Origin of the sequence: Streptococcus sp. 23.2 (genome assembly GCF_016648665.1) — a bacterium.
Classification (GTDB): domain Bacteria; phylum Bacillota; class Bacilli; order Lactobacillales; family Streptococcaceae; genus Streptococcus; species Streptococcus salivarius_E.
The window spans coordinates 92,781-114,063 of record NZ_JACLQJ010000005.1 but is presented as its reverse complement, the minus strand read 5'-3'; the positions used below and the strand labels follow the sequence as shown (position 1 = coordinate 114,063).

Sequence of the window (21,283 nt, the reverse complement as noted above, 5' to 3'; positions counted from 1 at the left end):
AGTTAATTAGGAAGTACGAATGTTGCAAACATGAGTAGTTCCAATCAACCACTGCGCCATAAAACAGAAATCAGTAACTCGAAGAGTTTGATTTCTCCTTCGCTTTTATAATTTAAGATTCAGGCTATAAAAGTCCACCGGACTTTTATACTCCCCCCGCACAGTTAATTAGGAAGTACGAATGTTGCAAACATGAGTAGTTCCAATCAACCACTGCGCCATAAAACAGAAATCAGTAAGGATTTAATGTTGTATTTAAATACTAAAGTCAAGCTGAATCCTATAAAGCAGAGAGACTTCTCTCTGTTTTTTTGTTTATTAGCTATCAAATGGAAATAGTCAGTCCTCACGTTTTCAGAAAATTGTCAACTTATCTGTCTGTCTTGTCAAAATTATGGTAAAATGGAAAGGATTAGAAAACGGTTGAAGGAGAATATTATGTCAATTGATCAATTAAGAGATGTCAAACTGATCACAGCCCTTATTACACCTTTCCACGAAGATGGCTCTATCAATTATGATGCCCTTCCAGAATTGATTGAGCATCTTTTGGCTCACCATACAGAAGCTCTTCTTTTGGCGGGAACAACGGCTGAAAGTCCAACTCTTACTCACGATGAGGAGTTGGAACTCTTTGCGGCTGTTCAGAAAATTGTTAATGGACGTGTGCCATTGATTGCTGGTGTCGGTACCAACGATACACGCGACTCTATCGAGTTTGCTAAAGAAGTTGCCAAATTTGGTGGTTTCGCAGCTGGTCTTGCTATCGTGCCTTACTACAACAAGCCATCACAAGAAGGTATGTACCAACACTTCAAAGCCATTGCGGATGCTTCTGATTTGCCAATTATCATCTATAACATCCCTGGTCGTGTGGTTGTTGAAATGGCTCCTGATACCATGCTTCGTTTGGCGGAACATCCAAATATCATCGGTGTTAAAGAATGTACTAGCCTTGCAAATATGGCCTACCTTATCGAACATAAACCTAAAGATTTCTTGGTTTATACAGGTGAAGATGGGGATGCCTTCCACGCTATGAATCTTGGAGCTAACGGTGTCATCTCAGTAGCCTCTCATACAAACGGTGATGAGATGCATGCCATGCTTGAAGCTATTGAAAATAGTGACCTCAAGACAGCAGCAGCTATCCAACGTAAATTCATTCCTAAAGTTAACGCTCTCTTCTCAGTACCAAGCCCTGCACCTGTTAAGGCTGTTCTTAATCATCTTGGTTTCGAAGTTGGACCACTTCGTTTGCCATTGGTTGCATGTACTTCAGAAGAAGCTAAACGTATCATCAAGGTTGTCCTCGAAGAAGATGTCGAGGCAACACGTGAGACAGTTACAGGTGTCGTTCGTCCAGATTATTAAGAAAATGAAGTTGAGCAGCTTGCTCAGCTTTTTTAGTTGAATAGGTTAAATCTCACAAAATAAGCTGATATAGGGTCTAAAAGCAGTTTTCTATCATGAAAATTGGCTTTTTTTGATATAATTATAGTTAGTGTGCTTAAAAAGAAAGGAAGTTTCATGAATCAACTTGAACAAAAACTTGAGCAGGATTTTGGTATTGTTTTTAGCCAAAAAGACCTCTTAGAAACAGCATTTACCCATACCTCATATGCCAATGAGCACCGCCTCCTAAACATTTCACATAATGAACGTTTGGAATTTTTAGGAGACGCGGCTCTGCAATTAGTCATTTCCGTTTATCTTTACAAACGTTACCCTAACAAGCCAGAGGGAGAAATGTCTAAGATGCGAAGTACTATCGTTCGCGAAGAGAGTTTGGCAGGATTTACGAAGGCTTGCGGTTTCGAGCAGTATATCCGTCTTGGTAAAGGGGAAGAAAAATCTGGTGGACGTGAACGTGCCACTATCCTTGGTGACCTTTGGGAGGCCTTCCTCGGTGCTCTTTATCTGGATCAAGGGTTGCCTGCAGTTGAGAAATTCTTGAATCAGGTCATGATTCCTCAGGTTGAAAAGGGGAATTTTGACCGCGTAACAGACTATAAGACAGCCTTGCAAGAGCGTCTTCAAGTCAATGGTACGGTTGATATTACTTATACCGTTATCGATGAGTCTGGACCAGCTCATGCCAAAGAATTTACTATGCAGGTAGCTGTTGATGGTAAGGAACTCAGCACAGGTCTTGGAAAATCTAAGAAATTAGCTGAACAGGCAGCGGCTAAGGCTGCCCTTGAACAACTAGGAAATTAAGCATGTATTTGAAATCAATTGAAATGCAGGGCTTTAAATCCTTTGCGGACAAGACGCAAGTCGTCTTTGACAAGGGAGTAACAGCCGTTGTAGGTCCAAATGGATCGGGAAAATCAAATATTACAGAGAGTCTACGCTGGGCATTGGGTGAATCATCTGCCAAGAGTTTGCGTGGAGGCAAGATGCCTGACGTTATTTTTGCAGGAACAGAGGTTCGTAAGGCTCTCAACTATGCGGAAGTGGCAGTTACTCTTGATAACAGTGATGGCTTTATCGCGGGTGCTGGTGAAACCATTCGTGTGGAGCGTCACATTTATCGAAACGGTGACAATGATTACTTGATTGATGGTCGTAAGGTTCGTCTGCGTGATATTCATGACCTCTTTATGGATACAGGCCTGGGGCGTGATTCTTTTTCCATTATTTCCCAAGGTCGTGTTGAGGCTATTTTTAATGCCAAACCTGAAGAGCGTCGCGCTATTTTCGAAGAAGCAGCAGGGGTTCTCAAATATAAGACACGTAAGAAAGAAACGGAAAGCAAGCTTAATCAAACCCAAGATAACCTTGATCGTTTGGAAGATATCATCTACGAGCTGGACGGTCAGGTTAAACCGCTTGAAAAGCAAGCTGCGACAGCCAAACGTTACTTGGAATTAGATGAAGAGCGTAGACAGACTCAGCTTAACCTTTTGGTCCACGATATTGAAGTTGGTAAGTCTGACTTGAGCCAGACCCAAGAGGATTTGGCAGCGGTCAAGGAAAAATTAACCAGCTATTATGAGGAACGCCATCGTTTAGAGACTGAGAACCAGGAACTCAAACAAAAACGCCATCAAATTTCAGAACAAATTTCTTCTGACCAACAAACCTTGGTGGATGTCACACGTCTTATTAGTGACTTTGAGCGTCAAATTGATCTTTATACCATGGAGAGTCAGCAGCGTTCAGAGAAAAAAGAAGAAACTGAAGCTCGTCTCAGTGAGTTAGAGTATTTGAAAGAAGAAGCTCAGACAGCACTCGATAAGGTTAATCAAGGCCAAGTTGAATTGAATGCTGAGTTGGATAGCCTTGCCCAAGAGCTGATTGCTATTCAAAAAGAACTGGAGCAATTTTCTGATGACCCAGATACGCTTATTGAACGTTTGCGTGAGGACTATGTTGGTCTGATGCAGGAGGAAGCCAAGGTTTCAAATAGTTTGACTCAGGTTACCCACGACATGGATAGTCAGACACAGGCGCTTGAGGCACAAGCTGAAGAATATAAACAAGCTCAGGCAGATTTGCTTTCCGCTCAGGAAGTGGCTAGCGAAGCTCAAAAAGCTTATCAAGCAGCCAAAGAGAGTCTTCAAAGCCTCTTAGCTAGCTACAAAGAAAAGGCCCAGGCTTATCAAGCTCTTGATAAGGACTATCAAGAGGCTCAAAAGCAGATGTTTGACCTCATGGATCACCTTAAGAGTAAAGATGCTCGTCGTCAAAGTTTAGAGTCTATCCAAAAAAATCATAGTAATTTCTATGCAGGGGTTAAGGCTGTTCTTCAAAATGCCCAATCCATTCAGGGAATTATTGGTGCAGTTAGTGAACACTTGACCTTTGATACGCGCTATCAGACGGCTCTTGAAATCGCTATGGGGGCTAGTGGGCAAAATATTATTGTGGAGGACGAAGCGGCTGCTAAGCGTTCGATTGACTACTTGAAGCGCAATCGTCAGGGGCGTGCAACTTTCTTGCCGTTGACAACCATCAAACCACGTCAACTTAATGGACAATTTGTTCAAAGTCTTGCCAATGCACCAGGTTTTATTGGTATGGCTTCCGATTTGGTTACCTATGAGGACCGCTTATCTAACATTTTCCAAAACCTCCTAGGGGTAACGGCAATCTTTGATACCATTGACAATGCTAATAAGGCAGCTCGAGCTGTTCGTTTCCAAGTACGTATGGTTACTCTTGACGGGTCTGAGATTCGTCCCGGTGGTGCCTTTGCTGGTGGTACCAACAAACAAAATAATAGTCTCTTTATCAAGCCTGAACTAGATGCATTGACTGCTGAAATTAACCAGATTAAGGCTCAATTAAGTGATAGTGAAGCCAAAGTTGAAGCCCTTAAGGTTAAACGTAAGGCTCTACAGAAAGAGCTAGAAGATCTTAAGGTAGATGGTGAGAATGCTCGTCTGCAAGAGCAAAAACTAGGCTTAGAACATCAACAAGCCTTGTCAGATGTTGAGAAAAATCAAGCCTTAGTAGATAGTTTCAAACAGGATTCTCAGGAAACTGAAGGTGTAAATCTGCAAGATAAGGCTGAGCAACTTAAAGTTGAGTTAGCGCAAATTGCATCCAAGCGTGAGGCCATTAACGACCGTATTGAGGCCATTAAGGAAGACAAAGATGCTCTTGGTCAACAAAAACAGGTTCTCTTAGAAAAGCAATCTGAACTTCAGTTGAAGGAACGTGACTTGCAGGCAGAATTGCGTTTTGCGAAGACAGAAAGCAATCGTCTTCAAGCTGACTTATCTGAGTTAATGAAAGAATCGGATAGTCTTAAGGCGCTCCTTAACAACCAGGTTGATGAAGACCAAACTGACCGCCTTCCGCATTTGCAAGCACAGCATAAAGAAGCTGTCCAACGTAAAGACGATTTGGAACAAGCTCTTGTCCGTGCTAAGATTCAGGTGCAAGATTACGAAGGTCAGTTGGAGGATTTGGAGGAGCGTTTGGCAAAAGCTGGCAATCGTAACGAGGATTTGATTCGTCAACAGACTCGCCTGGAAGAGCGTGAAAGTCAGATTAGTCAATCACTTCGTAAGTTTGCGACACAGTTGGCTGAAGATTATCAGATGACGCTCGAAGCAGCCAAAGGTCAGGCTAGCCCTCTTGACAATGTCGAACAAACACGCCAGAACCTGCAAGGTCTTGAGCGTTCAATCAAAGCTTTAGGTCCGGTCAATGTAGATGCTATTGCCCAATTTGAAGAGGTTAAGCAACGTCTTGATTTCTTGAACGGACAAAAGGATGATTTGCTCGAAGCTAAGAGTCTCCTTCTGAATACCATAAATGACATGGATGATGAAGTGAAATCACGCTTTAAAGCAACCTTTGAGGCTATCCGAGAAAGCTTTAAACAGACCTTTACCCAGATGTTTGGTGGAGGTTCATCAGACTTGATTTTGACCTCAGACAATCTCCTAGAGGCTGGAGTAGAAATTTCTGTGCAGCCACCAGGTAAGAAAATTCAATCACTTAACCTTATGTCTGGTGGTGAGAAGGCCTTGTCAGCTCTTGCCCTTCTCTTTGCCATCATTCGTGTTAAAACCATTCCATTTGTTATCCTTGACGAAGTAGAAGCGGCTTTGGATGAAGCCAATGTTAAACGCTTCGGTGACTACCTTAATCGTTTTGACAAGTCCAGTCAATTTATTGTAGTTACCCACCGTAAGGGAACGATGTCTGCGGCAGACTCTATTTATGGGGTAACCATGCAGGAATCAGGTGTCTCGAAAATCGTCTCGGTCAAACTGAAAGACCTTGATTTAGACTAAAAATAGATTATATTTTCATGAAAGATAGTTGATAGCTTTATCACTATCTTTTTTCATAGTCTCAAAAAATTTGTAAGGACTTTCAGAAAAACATTAAGTTTGCGCTTTCAAAATTACGCAATCGATTGCGTAAAATGGCTTAACAAAGGCTATGATTAGGATTTTAGGGTTTATGAGAGAGAGGGCGACTTGTCATTTCCCACTGACATGTTACAATATTTAAGGAAATGTCATATGGGGATATGGTGTTTTTTGAAGTTAGTTATAGTGTATGTGTTAAGATACGATTTTCTGGACACATTTAGGCTTCGCGTATACAAGTCTAAGAAGTCTTCTTTCGAGCGAAAAATCCAGGCTGGGAAACCTGGATTTTTCTTTGTCTTTTTAGTTTATTGGTCACCTTTCTCAGCTTGAGATTTGGCTTGTTTGATACCAGCATTGACCAAGCCCTGCATGATAGCCCCAAAAAGGATAGCTTCAAAAATGCCTGATAGCATATTATGGATTGAGAATAATTCTGTCAAATAGTCTTTATTGTCAACTAAGAAGTGAACTAGGGGCATGCCTAAGAACATGCTAATCCCAAAGTATAAACCTGACTTAAGCCCCACGTGCTTAAGTTGTTTTTTCTCTTTCTCAGTCAGTTCTTCCTCGTCAAAAGCATTAACAGCACTTATCTTTAACTTATAAGTAAGGATGCTGCTAACTAACAGAATGATAATCAAGAGGAGGATAGGATAAATACGAGCTACAAGTTCGGGATACTTAAAGCCTATAAGAAAGGCAATACAATTACCACAAAGTAAGGTAAAGAAAAGAACTATGAAAGCTATGTTACCCATTCGATCAACCTGTTGGCGCTTTTGTTCATCTAAAGGACCAGTAATACCGTAAAAACGTTTGATTAGTTTGTCAGTGAAGGTTTCTTTAACCATGATTTACCTCTTTCTATCTTTTATCTTTATTCGCCATTTCCATCCCAAAAGAGACTGTTAAGATCTGTGTCTAGTGCTTTAGCTAGATTTAGACAGAGCTCCAGTGTTGGGTTATATTTGTTATTTTCAATCATATTAATGGTCTGTCGGGAAACACCAATAGATTTTGCGAGTTCTAATTGCGAAAGCCCCATATTCTTTCTAAATTCCCTGACCTGATTCATAATGGGCCTCCTTCTGAAAGACAAGCTAATGTGTTGCTGTAAGTCGCAATTTATTAATTATGTCAACTTTATCTGACATAATTGTAGCAAATTTGTATAGGTGTGTCAATTATCTTAGACATATTTTCCATTTTGGCATTAACTAAAGGATTCTTTGTCAGCTCTTGAAAGCTTTTTGTTTTTTTGGTAAAATTGATAGTAATTGAATAGAAGTCGTAGAGACTAGTAACCTTATGGAAATTGACAGGGATTGGAGGTCATGGACTGGAAGCCTCCTCAAGGGAAGTTCGGCGAATTCACTCATGAAAACGACTGACGAATCAAGGTCTGGGTAACCAGATAAAAAACGGATGGTACCGCGTGTCAACGCTCCGGGTTGGAGTTTTGGCATGTGGTTTTTTGTTTGCGATTCGAAATTGTTACATCAGAAAGGAATCTCATGGATTTACAAACACAATTGCAAGAGTTGAAAACATCAACGCAGGCTAAATTGGCTGAAATGCGTAGTGAACACTCTAAAGAATTACAAGAATTGCGTGTTGCAGTTTTGGGTAAAAAAGGCTCTTTGACGGATCTTTTGAAGGGGCTTAAAGACCTTCCTAATGAAAAACGCCCTAAAGTTGGTAAAATGGTCAACGAAGTTCGTGACGTTTTGACTGAAGCTTTTGACGAAGCCGCTAAAATTGTTGAAGCCGCTAAAATTCAAGCACAACTTGACTCTGAAAGTCTTGACGTAACCCTTCCTGGACGCCAAGTCAAACTTGGAAACCGTCATATTCTTAGCCAAACAGCTGAAGAAATCGAAGACATTTTCTTAGGGATGGGCTTCCAAATCGTTGATGGTTTTGAAGTTGAGACTGACTACTATAACTTTGAACGTATGAACTTGCCTAAGGACCACCCAGCGCGTGATATGCAAGATACCTTCTACATTACTGAAGAAATTTTGCTTCGTACTCACACAAGTCCTGTCCAAGCTCGTACACTTGATAAACACGATTTTTCTAAAGGTCCACTTAAGATGATCTCACCAGGACGTGTTTTCCGTCGTGATACAGATGATGCGACTCACAGTCACCAGTTCCACCAAATCGAAGGTTTGGTCGTTGGTAAAAACATCTCAATGGGTGATCTTAAGGGAATGCTTGAAATGATTATCCAAAAAATGTTTGGTGCAGAACGTCAAATCCGTTTGCGTCCATCTTACTTCCCATTCACTGAGCCTTCAGTTGAGGTTGACGTGTCATGCTTCAAGTGTGGTGGTAAAGGATGTAACGTATGTAAGAAGACAGGTTGGATTGAGATCCTGGGTGCTGGTATGGTTCACCCACAAGTGCTTGAGATGTCTGGTGTCGATTCTGAAGAATATTCAGGTTTCGCCTTTGGTCTTGGTCAAGAACGTATTGCCATGCTTCGTTATGGTATCAACGACATTCGTGGTTTCTACCAAGGGGATGTTCGTTTCTCAGAACAGTTTAAATAAGGTTTAGGAGGTTGTCATGTCAGTCGTTATTCGTAAGGTTCTTCCGGAAGAAGTAGCAGAATTAAAAGTTATCTCCGAAGATACCTTTAGAGAGACTTTTGCTCATGATAATACCGAAGACCAGTTGCAAGGTTACTTTGATACCGCACTTTCTGAGGAAGTTCTCTTAGATGAAATCACTCATGAAGAATCGCGTTACTTTTTCATTCTCGTTGATGGTGAAAAGGCAGGTTTTCTAAAGACTAATGTAGGTTCTGCTCAAACAGAGCAGCACTTGGATAATGCCTTTCAAATTCAACGTATTTATATCAGTCAGGCCTTCCAAGGCATGGGCTTGGGTAAGCAACTCTTTGAGTTTGCCTTACAAGAAGCTCGTGATCTAGGTTGTGATTGGGCCTGGTTGGGTGTTTGGGAAAGGAATTTCAAAGCACAGATATTTTACGATAAATATGGCTTCGAAAAATTCGCAGAACACGATTTTCCAGTTGGTGATGGTAAAGTTGACCGCGACTGGTTGCTTAAATTAAAACTATAAACCTATTATTAAGTTGATAGAGAGGAGTTTAAAAGGCGATTAAACGTGTTAGTTCGTCTTCCTCTTATATCAGATATACATATTCCTAAATTACAGAAAGGATTTGAACCTGCTTAAGTAGAGGTTTGAACTCTTCTCTCATTTATCAGTTGAACTGATAATTTTACAGAAAGGATTTGAATACGACCTCAAAGTTCGAGATTAGTTGTTTTTGAATCTGAATGTTTTGTTCCTAATCATACAGAAAGGATTTGAACCCGCCCTAAGCTCTGGGCAAAAAAGATAAAGTCGCCTAGGTGCTGATGCACCAACGTTGCCTTTCCTATTTTTGCGGAGAGCTATTAACGGGCTTGGTATCATAATTATGCTAGTTAGTTATAAATGGTTAAAAGAGTTGGTTGATGTGGATGTTACCACTGCCGAACTCGCTGAAAAAATGTCGACGACAGGTATTGAAGTGGAAGGTGTTGAGACACCTGCTGAGGGCTTGTCAAAATTGGTTGTTGGTCATGTCTTGTCATGTGAAGATGTGCCTGACACACACTTGCACTTGTGTCAAGTAGATACTGGAGATGCAGAAGGTCCACGTCAAATTGTTTGTGGTGCTCCAAATGTCACTGCTGGCATCAAGGTAATTGTTGCCATTCCTGGTGCCCGCATTGCGGATAACTACAAGATCAAAAAAGGTAAGATTCGCGGCATGGAATCTCTCGGGATGATCTGTTCTTTGGCAGAGCTTGGACTTCCAGATAGCATTATTCCTAAGGAATTTGCGGATGGTATCCAAATTTTGTCAGAAGATGCCGTACCTGGAGATAGCATCTTCCCATATCTTGACCTTGATGATGAAATCATCGAATTGTCAATCACACCTAACCGTGCGGATGCTCTTTCTATGCGTGGTGTGGCACATGAAGTCGCTGCAATCTATGGAAAATCTGTTCACTTCCCAGAAAAAACGGTTACTGAAGACAGTAAACCAGCTTCTGATAAGATTTCAGTAGCCATCGAAAGTGATAAAGTGGCTACTTATGCTAGTCGTGTGGTTGAGAATGTTACTGTTCAACCAAGTCCACAATGGTTGCAAAACCTTCTTATGAATGCTGGTATCCGTCCAATCAACAACGTGGTTGACGTGACAAACTATGTTCTTCTTTACTTTGGACAACCAATGCACGCCTTCGATTTGGATAAATTTGAAGACTCACGTATCGTTGCCCGTGATGCCCGTGATGGTGAAAAATTGGTCACTCTCGATGGTGAAGAACGTGAATTGACTGCTGAAGATATTGTTATTACAGTTGCTGACAAACCAGTTGCCCTCGCAGGTGTTATGGGTGGCGCTTCAACTGAAATTGACAACAATTCTAAAAATGTCGTTCTCGAAGCTGCTGTTTTTGATGGTAAATCAGTTCGTAAGACAAGTAGCCGTCTCAACCTTCGTTCAGAATCATCATCACGTTTTGAAAAAGGTATCAATAACGATACTGTCCTTGAAGCACTTGATTTTGCTGCAGCTATGTTGCAAGAATTGGCAAATGGAACGGTTCTTGCAGGCCGTGTTCAAGCGGGATCTGTTGATACAGAACCAGTCCAAGTTTCTACAAGCCTTGACTACGTAAATGTTCGCCTTGGTACAGAATTGACTTTTGCGGATATTGAAGATGTGTTTGCGAAACTTGGTTTTGGATTGACTGGTGATGCTGATAAATTCACTGTATCTGTACCACGTCGTCGTTGGGATATCAGTATCCAAGCAGACTTGGTTGAAGAAATTGCACGTATCTACGGCTATGAAAAATTGCCTACGACACTTCCAGAGGCAGCAGGAACAGCTGGTGAGTTGACTGAAACACAAGCGCTTCGTCGTAAGGTTCGTACCATTGCTGAAGGTGCTGGATTGACGGAAATCATCTCATATGCTTTGACTACACCTGAAAAAGCTGTTGAATTTGCTGTGACACCTACTAACTTGACTGAGTTGATGTGGCCAATGACTGTTGACCGTTCAGCCCTCCGTCAGAACATGGTCTCTGGTATGCTTGATACTGTTGCTTACAATGTTAACCGTAAGAATAGTAACGTTGCTATTTACGAAATCGGTAAGGTCTTTGAACAAAATGGCAATCCAAAAGAGGAATTGCCAAATGAAATCAATACCTTTGCCTTCGCTATTTCTGGTCTTGTAGCTGAAAAAGATTTCCAAACTAAAGCAACACCAGTTGATTTCTTCTATGCTAAAGGTATCGTTGAAGCTCTCTTTGATAAACTTGAGGTTTCAGTTGACTATGTACCGACAAAAGACCTAGCAAGCATGCACCCAGGTCGTACAGCTGCTATTGTCCTTGATGGTCAAACGATTGGATTCCTTGGTCAAGTTCACCCACAAACTGCTAAAAACTACGGTATTCCAGAAACTTATGTGGCTGAAATTAACCTTAGTACTGTAGAAGCAGCCTTGCAACCGGCTCAACCATTTGTTGAAATCACAAAATTCCCTGCAGTATCACGTGATATCGCCCTTCTTCTCAAGGCAGAAATCACTCATCAAGAAGTTCTTGATGCTATCTATTCTGCAGGAGTGAAACGCTTGGTTGCCGTTAAACTCTTCGACGTTTACGCAGGTGAAAAACTTGGTGCTGGAATGAAATCAATGGCTTATAGCCTTACCTTCCAAAATCCAAATGATAACCTCACAGACGAAGAAGTTGCTAAATACATGGAAAAAATCACCAAAGCTCTTACTGAGAAAGTCGAAGCAGAGGTTCGTTAATAGTTAAAAAATCCATCTGAGAAGATGGATTTTTAAGTGACTAGACTATATTACAAAAAGGAGTTAATTTGTTTTTAGAGTTTTTTGATGGGGTATTAGGACATTACACTTTTGAATCTGATAAAGTTAATGTTCTGATTGATGGTTTACCCAGTTTTGCTTATCCCTTGGGGCAAGTAATATTTGTATTATTAGTCTACAGGTTATTCGTTCATCAATATTTTAAAAAATTTTTAACCATGTCACCTCGGGATATTTGGGCTTGGCATAAAGAAACGTTCCGCAAAAGTAAATTATCTTTCATTGTCATCCCAATAGTTTATCTGTTCGTTTTCGGAATGACCTATGTTTTAGTTGATGATGTTTTGGCTACCGTCACTATTTACAAAGACTATAGAGGTCCTATAGCTAAAACCATTGATGGTCAAGTGGAAAAAATAGATATTAGTCATGTTGGGACAAAAACGAATAGTGCTAGGATTAATGCTCACTTTGTAAGCTCTGACGGGCAGATTTATGACATTCACCTGATAAACGGTGATAAGAGAATCGCTAATTATATGCGCCATCATGAGGCAGAGTCCTACACGGCAACACTTTCCTTTGATAAACATGGCAAACCAGTTTACATTTCTAAATTCTGGGAATAAGCGGTTTGGATAGCTCTTTCAGGGATTTGCACTTGACAAATATGTAAATTCTCTGCATAATAAAAGAAAAAGCCATGAAAAGAGGGTAGCCATGCAAATTATTAAACGTAATGGTCAAGTTGCTGAATTTGATCCTGATAAAATTTACCAAGCCATCTTAAAAGCAGCACAGACTGTGTATGTTCTTGATGATACTTGGCGCCAAAATCTTGCTCAAGTGACGAAAAAAGTAGTGCTTGATCTTCAAGATGCTCAGGTGGAACGCCCAACCATTAACATGATTCAGTCATTGGTTGAAAATCGTCTCATGGAAGCAGGCTTTATCAATATTGCCGAGCATTATATTTCATACCGTTTGCAACGAGATTTGGAGCGTAACGGTTATGGTGACAAGGTCATTGTACACCTACGCTTTGAGCAGACTAAATAAGAAAAGCCATCAAGCGATGGCTTTTTTTGTGTCTGATTGTCACTTTGTCTTTTTTAAAAGTTTTATAAAGGATTCCAGTTCCTGTCCATGACCTATCTGCAGATAAGTTTCAGAAGTTGGTCTAATAAAGGAGGATTCTAAAAAGCGAATCTGCTTGTGGGCTTTGAATTTTTCAAGTGAAAACTCCTTAGGAAGTTGCCAAGTCACATGTCTAGGAGAAATCTGATAAGGAATGCTAACCTTAGATTTCTCAATGATTGCTTGACTTTTAGCCATATTTTGTTGAAAGAGGTCACCCAGCTTCTTAATGTTTTTTTGGAACATGCCATTTGCGAGATAAACGGAAAGTGCTTTTTGCATAATGAGATTGGTATCATAGTCAATAAGTCCCTTGTGGCTCAAAAAGGTAGGCTTAAGATTAGGAGGTAAGACAAGGCTACCTAGACGTAAACCTGGAAAAAGAGCCATGGAAAAGGATTTGATGTAGATGGTCTGATTTTTGGTGTCATAGTAGTGAATCGGGAGATTTTTACTATCGCTAAAGTCTCCCATATAGTCATCCTCGACGATATAAACATTGTACTGATTGGCAAGTTGGGCTAGCTTTTCTTTTTCACTGGCAGAATAGCTTAATCCAAGAGGGTTGGAGTAACGACTGATGGTATAGAAGAACTTAATCTGTCCAGATGTAAAGTACTCTTCCAAGCGGTCAAAATCTAAACCATCAAAACCACGGTTAATCGTCTCGTAAGCTAGATTCTGACGGTTGACGAGCTGGTTCATGCGATGATAGGTAGGTTGTTCTAAGAGAATTTTGTAGCCCCCATTACCAAAATCCATCTGTGAAAGGATGTAGAGGGCCTGTTGGCTTCCTGAGGTTATGACAATCTGATCCGAATTGACATAAATATCGTCAGCTATTAATCGACTCTTTAAGGCTTCAAGCAAATCTTTGAGTCCGGCTTGTTCATGATAATAGTTGAAGAGATAGTCTTGATGACCTGCCAAACTTTCATCTAAACACAGCTTAAAATCCTCGTAGGCCAATTGATTGTAATCGTTAAGGTTAAGAAGCACCTTATTATCAACTTCATTACGACCTTCTAGGACGTAATAGCCACTTTTGGGTACGGCATAAATATAGTTTTGATACTTTAGTTCCAAGAGTGCTCTTTGGGCGGTATCCTTACTACAGCCATGAGTCTGGCTTAGTTGACGAATAGAGGGGAGCTTACTCCCTTTTTTCAAAGTCCCATTTTGGATATCTTTGATGATGGTCTCGACAATATCTTGATAAATACTCATAACTGACCCCTTACAGATTTTTCCTTATTGTACCCTACTTGTCCTCTGAGAGCAAGATGTCTGGAGACATTTGACAAGATTATTAGATTTTGACATAATAAAAAGGTTATTAGGAAATACTAAATTTCCATCCCAAACAAGTTTAAGGAGATTGTAAGAATGACTTTTAAGAAAATCTTAGGACTTCTGGCTCTTGCATGCTTAACCATTATCGGTTTGTCAGCTTGCACACCAGAGAAAGAGCCTACTTGGACCTACGATAAAAACAAAATGCTATTTACAGGACAAGATGCTAGTGTACAAGTTCTTTCTGCAACTAAAATCGAATCACCAGAAGGTCAAAAAGCTGTTCGTGTTCACTATAAACTTAGCAACTCAAGTAAAGAAACAATGAATGCCTACACTCTTTTGATGAAGGTGGTCCTTGATGTGAAACAAGAGAAGGAAGAATTGAAGGTTGCTACATTGGTCTTTTCTAAAGATGATGACCGAGATAAGATTGCAAATAAGACCAAGATTGCTCCTAAGGAAGTTAAAGAAATCGTTGTTGACTATGCCGTTGCTGATTTTGATCATGATCTTAGCATTGATTTTTCTGATTATGGTACTGAGGCAAACGCGACTGCCAAGCTTTCACTACAAAATCTTGAAAAGGCACCTGTCAAATACTTTGATAAAAAAGCTCAATAAGTCTTATCACCACATGAATGTGTGGTGTTTTTTTATTGACTTAAATCTGTACCCAGACAGTAATGAAAATACTATCTTGTTTAATCGTCAGAATTTTCATAAACTTATACTATATTTATTGACTAAGGAGTTTTAGCTATGTCAGCAAAACGTTTAACCATTTCTGCATTTTTCATGGCACTTGTCATTATTTTGAGCTCGAGTCTCTTATCCATTCCTGTGCCAGGAGGTCATTTCTATTTTAACGGGATTATTATTTTCCTAGTTGGTTTAATTTTCCCACCTACAGAAGCAGTTATTATTGCCGGAGTAGGTTCCTTTATTGGAGATTTTCTTTTTTACCCTCTTCCTATGTGGGTAACTCTAGTAACACATAGCCTTCAAGTTCTCGCTATTGCACTCATTGTTGGAGGACGCTTAGGAAAATTGAGCAAGTCTAGGGCAGCTTTAGGTCTCTTGATTGGGGCTATTATTGACTTAGTAGGATATGGCTTAGGAAGAGCCTTTATCTACGGTACGCCTGCCTATGCTATTATGAAGATTCCTTTTGACATTGTAGCTGCTATTCTTGGTTTAGGAGTGGCCTACTACATTTATTTCCACACAGGTTTTGTTAAACAGTTTAAAAAGACCTGGGAAGGAAAATAGATGACCAAAGTAATTGTTGCCAATGACCTGGTTGGTCTAGGTAAGGTTGCTTTAACTAGTAGCCTCCCTATCATGTCAGCTTGTCAAACTGAAGTCCTTCCTTTACCAACAGTTCTTTTATCTTCGCATACAGGAGAGTTTGAAAATATCTATGTACGGGATCTTACGGATGACCTAAAGGGATTTTGTAAGCAGTGGGAGCACCTGGATTTTATAGTAGATGGCCTTGTGAGTGGTTATTTTAAGTCAGAAGAAGCACTAAAATGTGTAGGTCAATTGGCTCGCGATAAACAGATAGCTCTATTTGTTGACCCTATTATGGGTGACAATGGTAGTCTCTATCAAGGTTTTGATAGCAACTATGTAGAAGCCATGAAAGCTTTCTGTCAACAAGCAGATGTCATCATTCCTAATCTGACAGAAGCTGCCTTTTTGACGGATACTCCCTATCTTGAAGAAGGTTCCTATGATGAGGCCACTATTGAAAAGCTTCTGAGAGAGTTGACCAAGCTTGGACCTAGAAAAGTTATTTTAACAGGTATTTCATTTGAAACTGAAAAAATCGGATTGGCTTATTTTGATAAGGAGGCCAATCAAGTAATTTATCGAATGAGGAAACGATATCATTCACATTTTTATGGGAGCGGGGACTTACTTACGGCAATTTTATCAGCTGGCTACTTTCATAACCTTAATTTTCTAAAGGTTTGTGATTTGGCTTTGGATATCCTGGATAAAGTCCTATCATTTACACTTTCTAGTGGTCGACCTTTAAAATATGGTCTCTGTTATGAGCCCTATATCGGTTATTTATTTAATGGCATTAATGAGCTATTGGAGGAGAAAAATGAAAAATGATAAAACTCGTGAATTAGTTGAATTGAGTTTGTATGCAGCCTTAATTATTGTTAGTGTACAGTTTATTCGGATTCCTTTTGGACCACAATTTGTCCATTTGGGAAATGCCCTAGTTGTGATTGCTGTGTTGATTTTCGGAGCTAGGAAAGGTGCGCTAGTCGCAACAGTGGGCCTAGGCTTATTTGATATTTTCAATGGTTATGCTGCTGAGGTTTGGATTACTATTTTAGAATCTTTGATTGTTTGTTTTGTTCTCTATCTTGTTTTTGAAAAGCTACTCAAATCAAATGACAAAATGATGAACATCATTATTGTTGGCGTGATAGCTGCAGTAACCAAAATTATTTTGAATTTTGTTAAGTATACGATTATTAATAGTGTCGTTGCGGCTATACCACTAAATGCTGCCATGGCATTGGCACTTACTAAAATTGGTGGGACCTTTGGGACATCAGTAGTGACAATCATTGCAGTTCCGCTCCTGTATCCTGTCTTCAAACGTATTTTACAGAAACATTAAGGATTTAGCAGGTTTGTCCTGCTTTTTCTTTTTAATTTTCCAGAAGCAGAGGTCCAAATTTTCACTAAAAAATGGTAAAATAGTAAAGTTAATGTCAAGAAAGGAAAGGGCTGAAAGCAGGTTTAGCCCAGATATACTATGTCTATTTTAGAAGTCAAAAATCTTAGTCACGGATTTGGTGACCGTGCTATTTTTGAAAATGTCTCATTCCGTTTGCTCAAAGGTGAGCATATCGGTCTTGTCGGTGCTAACGGTGAAGGAAAGTCAACCTTCATGTCTATCGTTACTGGAAAATTGCAACCAGATGAAGGTAAGGTAGAGTGGTCTAAGTATGTTACAGCGGGTTACTTGGATCAGCATGCAGTTCTTGAAAAGGGAATGACAGTTCGTGATGTCCTTCGTACGGCTTTTGATGAGCTTTTTAAAACTGAAGAACGCATCAACGAAATTTACATGTCTATGGCTGAAGAGGGTGCTGATGTTGATGCTCTGATGGAAGAAGTAGGAGAGCTTCAGGATCGCTTGGAAACGCGTGATTTCTATACATTAGATGCTAAGATTGATGAGGTTGCTCGTGCTCTTGGTGTCATGGATTTTGGTATGGACACAGATGTAACAGACCTTTCAGGTGGTCAACGTACCAAGATTCTCTTGGCCAAGTTGCTACTTGAAAAACCAGATATCTTGCTTCTCGACGAGCCAACCAACTATTTGGATGCAGAACACATTGCCTGGCTTAAACGTTACCTTCAGGAGTATGAAAATGCCTTTGTTCTTATTTCGCATGATATTCCGTTCCTAAACGATGTGATTAACATTGTCTATCATGTTGAAAATCAAGACTTGGTTCGCTATGCAGGTGATTATGATAATTTCCAATCTGTCTATGCTATGAAAAAGGCACAATTGGAAGCTGCCTATGAACGTCAGCAGAAAGAAATTGCAGACCTTCAGGATTTTGTTAACCGTAACAAGGCGCGTGTTGCTACGCGAAATATGGCCATGTCTCGTCAGAAGAAATTGGATAAGATGGAAATTATTGAATTGCAGGCTGAGAAGCCAAAACCTGAATTCCATTTCAAGGAAAGCCGTACACCTGGACGTTTTATTTTCCAAACCAAAGACCTCGTTATTGGTTACGACCGCCCTTTGACCAAGGCTCCTTTGAATCTAACCTTCGAACGTAATCAAAAAGTAGCTATCGTGGGTGCCAATGGTATCGGTAAGACTACTTTGCTTAAGAGCCTGCTTGGTATTATTCAACCACTAGAAGGAGAAGTTGAAACAGGTGACTTTATTGACCTAGGTTACTTCGAGCAAGAAGCAGAAGGGTCACGTCAGACGCCTCTTGAAGCGGTTTGGGATGCCTTCCCAGCCTTAAATCAAGCTGAGGTCCGTGCGGCTCTAGCCAAATGCGGATTAACCTCTAAGCATATTGAAAGCCAAATTCAAGTGCTTTCAGGTGGAGAACAGGCTAAAGTTCGCTTCTGTCTCCTTATGAATCGTGAAAATAATGTTCTTGTTCTGGATGAACCTACCAACCACTTGGATGTTGACGCCAAGGATGAATTGAAGCGTGCCCTTCAGGCCTTCAAGGGCAGTATCCTTATGGTATGTCACGAACCAGAATTTTATGAAGGTTGGACAGACGTTTGGGATTTTAATGAGTTAGTATAGAGATAAAAGAGTGTTGACATTCTCTAAAGAGAAAGTTACTCACTCTTTTTTTATATTTTAAAGCAAAGTAACTTTCTAGGATTTGGTAAGACAGTGATGGTGTTAAGAAAGGTAACCGTCATCATAAAGTGTTTTTCTACCTATTTTGACATGATCTACTTGGGTTTTGAGCATAGAAACTTAATTTGTTCAAAAAGTAACAAAGTCTGAGCATAAAAGGTGTAACCGTTTTCCGATTATGGTAGAATAAAATAGTAAACTATTATCAAAAGAAAGTTGGATAAACTTATGTCAAAAATCGTAGTTGTTGGTGCTAACCACGCTGGTACTTTTAGTATTAATACTATTCTCGATAATTACGGAGACCAAAATGAAGTAGTTGTTTTCGACCAAAACTCTAACATTTCATTCTTGGGTTGTGGTATGGCTCTTTGGATCGGTAATCAGATTTCTGGTTCAGACGGACTCTTCTATGCAACAAAAGAAGGTCTTGAAAGCAAAGGTGCTAAAGTTTACATGAACTCACCAGTTGAGTCAATTGACTTTGATGCTAAAACTGTCACAGCTCTTGTCGATGGTAAAGAGCATGTTGAATCATATGATAAATTGATTTTGGCTACTGGCTCACAACCAATCTTGCCTCCAATCGAAGGTGCTGAAATCAAAGAAGGTAGCCGTACTTTCGAAGCAACACTTGAAAACCTTCAATTTGTTAAACTTTTCCAAAACGCTCAAGAAGTTATTGATAAGTTGAACGACAAATCTCAAGATATCAAACGTGTAGCGGTTGTAGGTGCTGGTTACATTGGTGTTGAATTGGCTGAAGCTTTCCAACGTCATGGAAAAGAAGTTATCCTTATCGACGTTGTTGATACATGTTTGGCTGGTTATTATGACCATGATTTGACTGAACTTATGGCTAAAAATATGGAAAGCCACGGTATTAAATTGGCATTTGGTGAAACTGTTAAGGCAGTTGAAGGAGATACTAAAGTTGAACGTATCGTCACTGATAAAAATGCTTACGATGTCGACATGGTTGTCCTTGCAGTAGGTTTCCGTCCTAACACAGCTCTTGGTGCTGGTAAATTGGACACATTCCGTAATGGCGCTTACCTTGTTAATAAGAAACAAGAAACATCAATCAAAGACGTTTATGCAGTTGGTGACTGTGCTACCGTTTATGACAATGCTCTTGAAGATGTGAACTACATTGCCTTGGCTTCAAACGCTGTTCGTTCAGGTATTGTCGGTGGTCATAATGCCGGTGGTGGCGATGTTGAATCAAACGGTGTTCAAGGATCAAATGGTATCTCAATCTATGGTTTGAACATGGTATCTACTGGTTTGACAGAAGAAAAAGCAAAACGCTTTGGCTTCAATCCAGCAGTAGTAGAATCAACAGATCTTCAAAAAGCTGCCTTCATGGAAGATGAAAATGAAGACGTTACAATCAAGATTGTCTATGACAAAGATACACGCAAAGTTCTTGGTGCTCAAATGGTATCACGCATGGACATCTCTATGGGAATCCATATGTTCTCATTGGCTATCCAAGAAGGTGTAACTATTGACCGTCTTCAATTGCTTGATTTGTTCTTCTTGCCACACTTTAACCAACCGCTTAGCTATATTGCTAAAGCAGCTATCTCAGCTAAATAATTTTAAACAGCTAATTCAGTCGAATTAGCTGTTTTTTCTTTTTTTAATACGAAAAAAGCCTCCTACTGGAGACTTTTATTTAACTAATGTTAGATTAGTTTTTTGAAGCTTCTTGGAAATCAGGGTTTTTCCATGCTTCATCAATGATAGCTTGCAATTCGTCAGCAGAAGCTTTCATTTTTTGTTGTTCAGCATCGTTCAATGGGATGTTAACTGGACGTACGATACCGTGTGCACCTACGATAGCAGGTTGACCGATAAAGACGTTGCTTACACCATATTGACCTTCTTGGAATACAGACAATGGAAGTACTGCATTTTCATCGTCAAGAATAGCTTTAGTGATACGAGCAAGGGCAACGGCGATACCATAGTAAGTAGCACCTTTTTTGTTGATGATTGTGTAAGCGGCATCACGAACACCTTCGAACAATTCAACTAATTCAGATTCTTGAACGTTTTGAGTGTCTTTAAGGAATTCTTCAAGGTTTACACCGGCGATGTTAGCGTGTGACCAAACGGCAAATTCTGAGTCACCGTGTTCACCCATGATGTAGGCGTGAACTGAACGAGCATCAACGTCAAGTTTTTCAGCAAGTGCTTGACGGAAACGAGCTGAGTCAAGTGAAGTACCTGAACCGATAACGCGTTCTTTAGGGAATCCTGAGAATTTCCATGTTGAGTAAGTCAATACGTCAACTGGGTTAGCTGCTACAAGGAAGATTCCTTTGAAGCCTGATTCAACAACTTGAGTAACGATAGATTTGTTGATAGCAAGGTTTTTACCAACAAGATCAAGACGAGTTTCACCTGGTTTTTGTGGAGCACCAGCAGTGATAACTACAAGGTCAGCATCCGCACAGTCTTCGTATTTAGCTGCGTAGATTTTCTTAGGTGAAGTGAAAGCAAGCGCGTGGCTTAGGTCAAGCGCATCACCAACAGCTTTTTCGAACAATTGTGGAATTTCGATGATACCAAGTTCTTGAGCGATACCTTGGTTTACAAGTGCGAAAGCGTAAGATGAACCTACGGCACCGTCACCAACGAGGATGACTTTTTTGTGTTGTTTAGTTGCAGTCATGGGTCTAAACATCTCCTTATTTTTTAATTGGGTTACCCCGTACACTGCTTATTCTA

At 40.1% G+C, this 21,283-nt stretch carries 18 protein-coding genes; 14 read left to right on the top strand and 4 right to left on the bottom strand.

Features of this window, described 5'->3' with window-relative positions; translation table 11 throughout:
- Positions 1-438: 438 nt before the first annotated feature.
- The 3 genes from dapA to smc all read left to right on the top strand — a co-directional run bounded on the left by dapA (position 439) and on the right by smc (position 5,756).
- Positions 439-1,374 (top strand): 4-hydroxy-tetrahydrodipicolinate synthase, encoded by a 936-nt coding sequence (dapA, locus tag H7T98_RS04475; RefSeq protein ID WP_014633005.1) that lies wholly within the window; start codon positions 439-441, stop codon positions 1,372-1,374.
- A 156-nt stretch (positions 1,375-1,530) separates the two neighbouring features.
- The gene (gene rnc, locus H7T98_RS04470) at positions 1,531-2,220 is read left to right on the top strand and encodes a ribonuclease III (RefSeq protein WP_002885331.1); all 690 of its coding nucleotides are present in this window, start codon (positions 1,531-1,533) and stop codon (positions 2,218-2,220) included.
- A gap of 2 nt (positions 2,221-2,222) precedes the next feature.
- Positions 2,223-5,756 (top strand): chromosome segregation protein SMC, encoded by a 3,534-nt coding sequence (gene smc, locus H7T98_RS04465; RefSeq protein ID WP_201061361.1) that lies wholly within the window; start codon positions 2,223-2,225, stop codon positions 5,754-5,756.
- A 389-nt stretch (positions 5,757-6,145) separates the two neighbouring features.
- Here the strand turns inward: smc and H7T98_RS04460 are convergent, their stop codons facing one another.
- The gene (locus tag H7T98_RS04460) at positions 6,146-6,691 is read right to left on the bottom strand and encodes a DUF3278 domain-containing protein (RefSeq protein WP_021145165.1); all 546 of its coding nucleotides are present in this window, start codon (positions 6,689-6,691) and stop codon (positions 6,146-6,148) included.
- A gap of 26 nt (positions 6,692-6,717) precedes the next feature.
- Positions 6,718-6,915, bottom strand: coding sequence for a helix-turn-helix transcriptional regulator (locus tag H7T98_RS04455; protein WP_021145166.1), 198 nt, complete (start codon positions 6,913-6,915; stop codon positions 6,718-6,720).
- Between the two features lie 439 nt (positions 6,916-7,354).
- Between H7T98_RS04455 and pheS the strand changes: the two genes are divergently transcribed.
- From pheS to H7T98_RS04430, 5 genes are all read left to right on the top strand, one after another.
- The gene (pheS, locus tag H7T98_RS04450) at positions 7,355-8,398 is read left to right on the top strand and encodes a phenylalanine--tRNA ligase subunit alpha (RefSeq protein WP_201061359.1); all 1,044 of its coding nucleotides are present in this window, start codon (positions 7,355-7,357) and stop codon (positions 8,396-8,398) included.
- Between the two features lie 16 nt (positions 8,399-8,414).
- Positions 8,415-8,933, top strand: a complete 519-nt coding sequence (locus tag H7T98_RS04445) for a GNAT family N-acetyltransferase (protein ID WP_037600733.1) — start codon at positions 8,415-8,417, stop codon at positions 8,931-8,933.
- Positions 8,934-9,297: 364 nt separating this feature from the next.
- Positions 9,298-11,706: a phenylalanine--tRNA ligase subunit beta gene (gene pheT, locus H7T98_RS04440; RefSeq protein ID WP_084914439.1), complete on the top strand. Its 2,409-nt coding sequence runs from the start codon at positions 9,298-9,300 to the stop codon at positions 11,704-11,706.
- Between the two features lie 68 nt (positions 11,707-11,774).
- Positions 11,775-12,356: a hypothetical protein gene (locus tag H7T98_RS04435; protein ID WP_070475827.1), complete on the top strand. Its 582-nt coding sequence runs from the start codon at positions 11,775-11,777 to the stop codon at positions 12,354-12,356.
- A 91-nt stretch (positions 12,357-12,447) separates the two neighbouring features.
- Positions 12,448-12,786 (top strand): ATP cone domain-containing protein, encoded by a 339-nt coding sequence (locus H7T98_RS04430; protein ID WP_002891184.1) that lies wholly within the window; start codon positions 12,448-12,450, stop codon positions 12,784-12,786.
- A 39-nt stretch (positions 12,787-12,825) separates the two neighbouring features.
- Here the strand turns inward: H7T98_RS04430 and H7T98_RS04425 are convergent, their stop codons facing one another.
- Complete coding sequence (locus H7T98_RS04425; RefSeq protein WP_070475824.1) at positions 12,826-14,091, bottom strand: PLP-dependent aminotransferase family protein; 1,266 nt, start codon at positions 14,089-14,091, stop codon at positions 12,826-12,828.
- 159 nt (positions 14,092-14,250) lie between these two features.
- On the opposite strand from H7T98_RS04425, the gene H7T98_RS04420 reads away from it, so the two are divergent.
- The 6 genes from H7T98_RS04420 (at position 14,251) to nox (ending at position 20,146) form a co-directional block, all read left to right on the top strand.
- Entirely contained in the window at positions 14,251-14,781 is a 531-nt protein-coding gene (locus tag H7T98_RS04420; protein WP_002891182.1) for a DUF5067 domain-containing protein, read from the top strand.
- A gap of 138 nt (positions 14,782-14,919) precedes the next feature.
- Positions 14,920-15,429: an ECF transporter S component gene (locus H7T98_RS04415; protein WP_002891181.1), complete on the top strand. Its 510-nt coding sequence runs from the start codon at positions 14,920-14,922 to the stop codon at positions 15,427-15,429.
- Positions 15,430-16,287, top strand: a complete 858-nt coding sequence (locus H7T98_RS04410; RefSeq protein ID WP_070475821.1) for a pyridoxamine kinase — start codon at positions 15,430-15,432, stop codon at positions 16,285-16,287.
- The gene (locus tag H7T98_RS04405; RefSeq protein ID WP_175057623.1) at positions 16,277-16,807 is read left to right on the top strand and encodes an ECF transporter S component; all 531 of its coding nucleotides are present in this window, start codon (positions 16,277-16,279) and stop codon (positions 16,805-16,807) included. Before H7T98_RS04410 ends, H7T98_RS04405 begins: the two co-directional genes overlap by 11 nt.
- A 138-nt stretch (positions 16,808-16,945) precedes the next feature.
- Positions 16,946-18,484 (top strand): ABC-F family ATP-binding cassette domain-containing protein, encoded by a 1,539-nt coding sequence (locus tag H7T98_RS04400; RefSeq protein ID WP_004182134.1) that lies wholly within the window; start codon positions 16,946-16,948, stop codon positions 18,482-18,484.
- A gap of 288 nt (positions 18,485-18,772) precedes the next feature.
- Entirely contained in the window at positions 18,773-20,146 is a 1,374-nt protein-coding gene (nox, locus tag H7T98_RS04395) for a H2O-forming NADH oxidase (protein WP_070577314.1), read from the top strand.
- 94 nt (positions 20,147-20,240) lie between these two features.
- Here nox and H7T98_RS04390 read toward each other — a convergent pair whose 3' ends face one another.
- On the bottom strand, positions 20,241-21,227 hold the full coding sequence (locus H7T98_RS04390) for an L-lactate dehydrogenase (protein ID WP_022496720.1): 987 nt from the start codon (positions 21,225-21,227) through the stop codon (positions 20,241-20,243).
- Between the last annotated feature and the right edge of the window lie 56 nt (positions 21,228-21,283).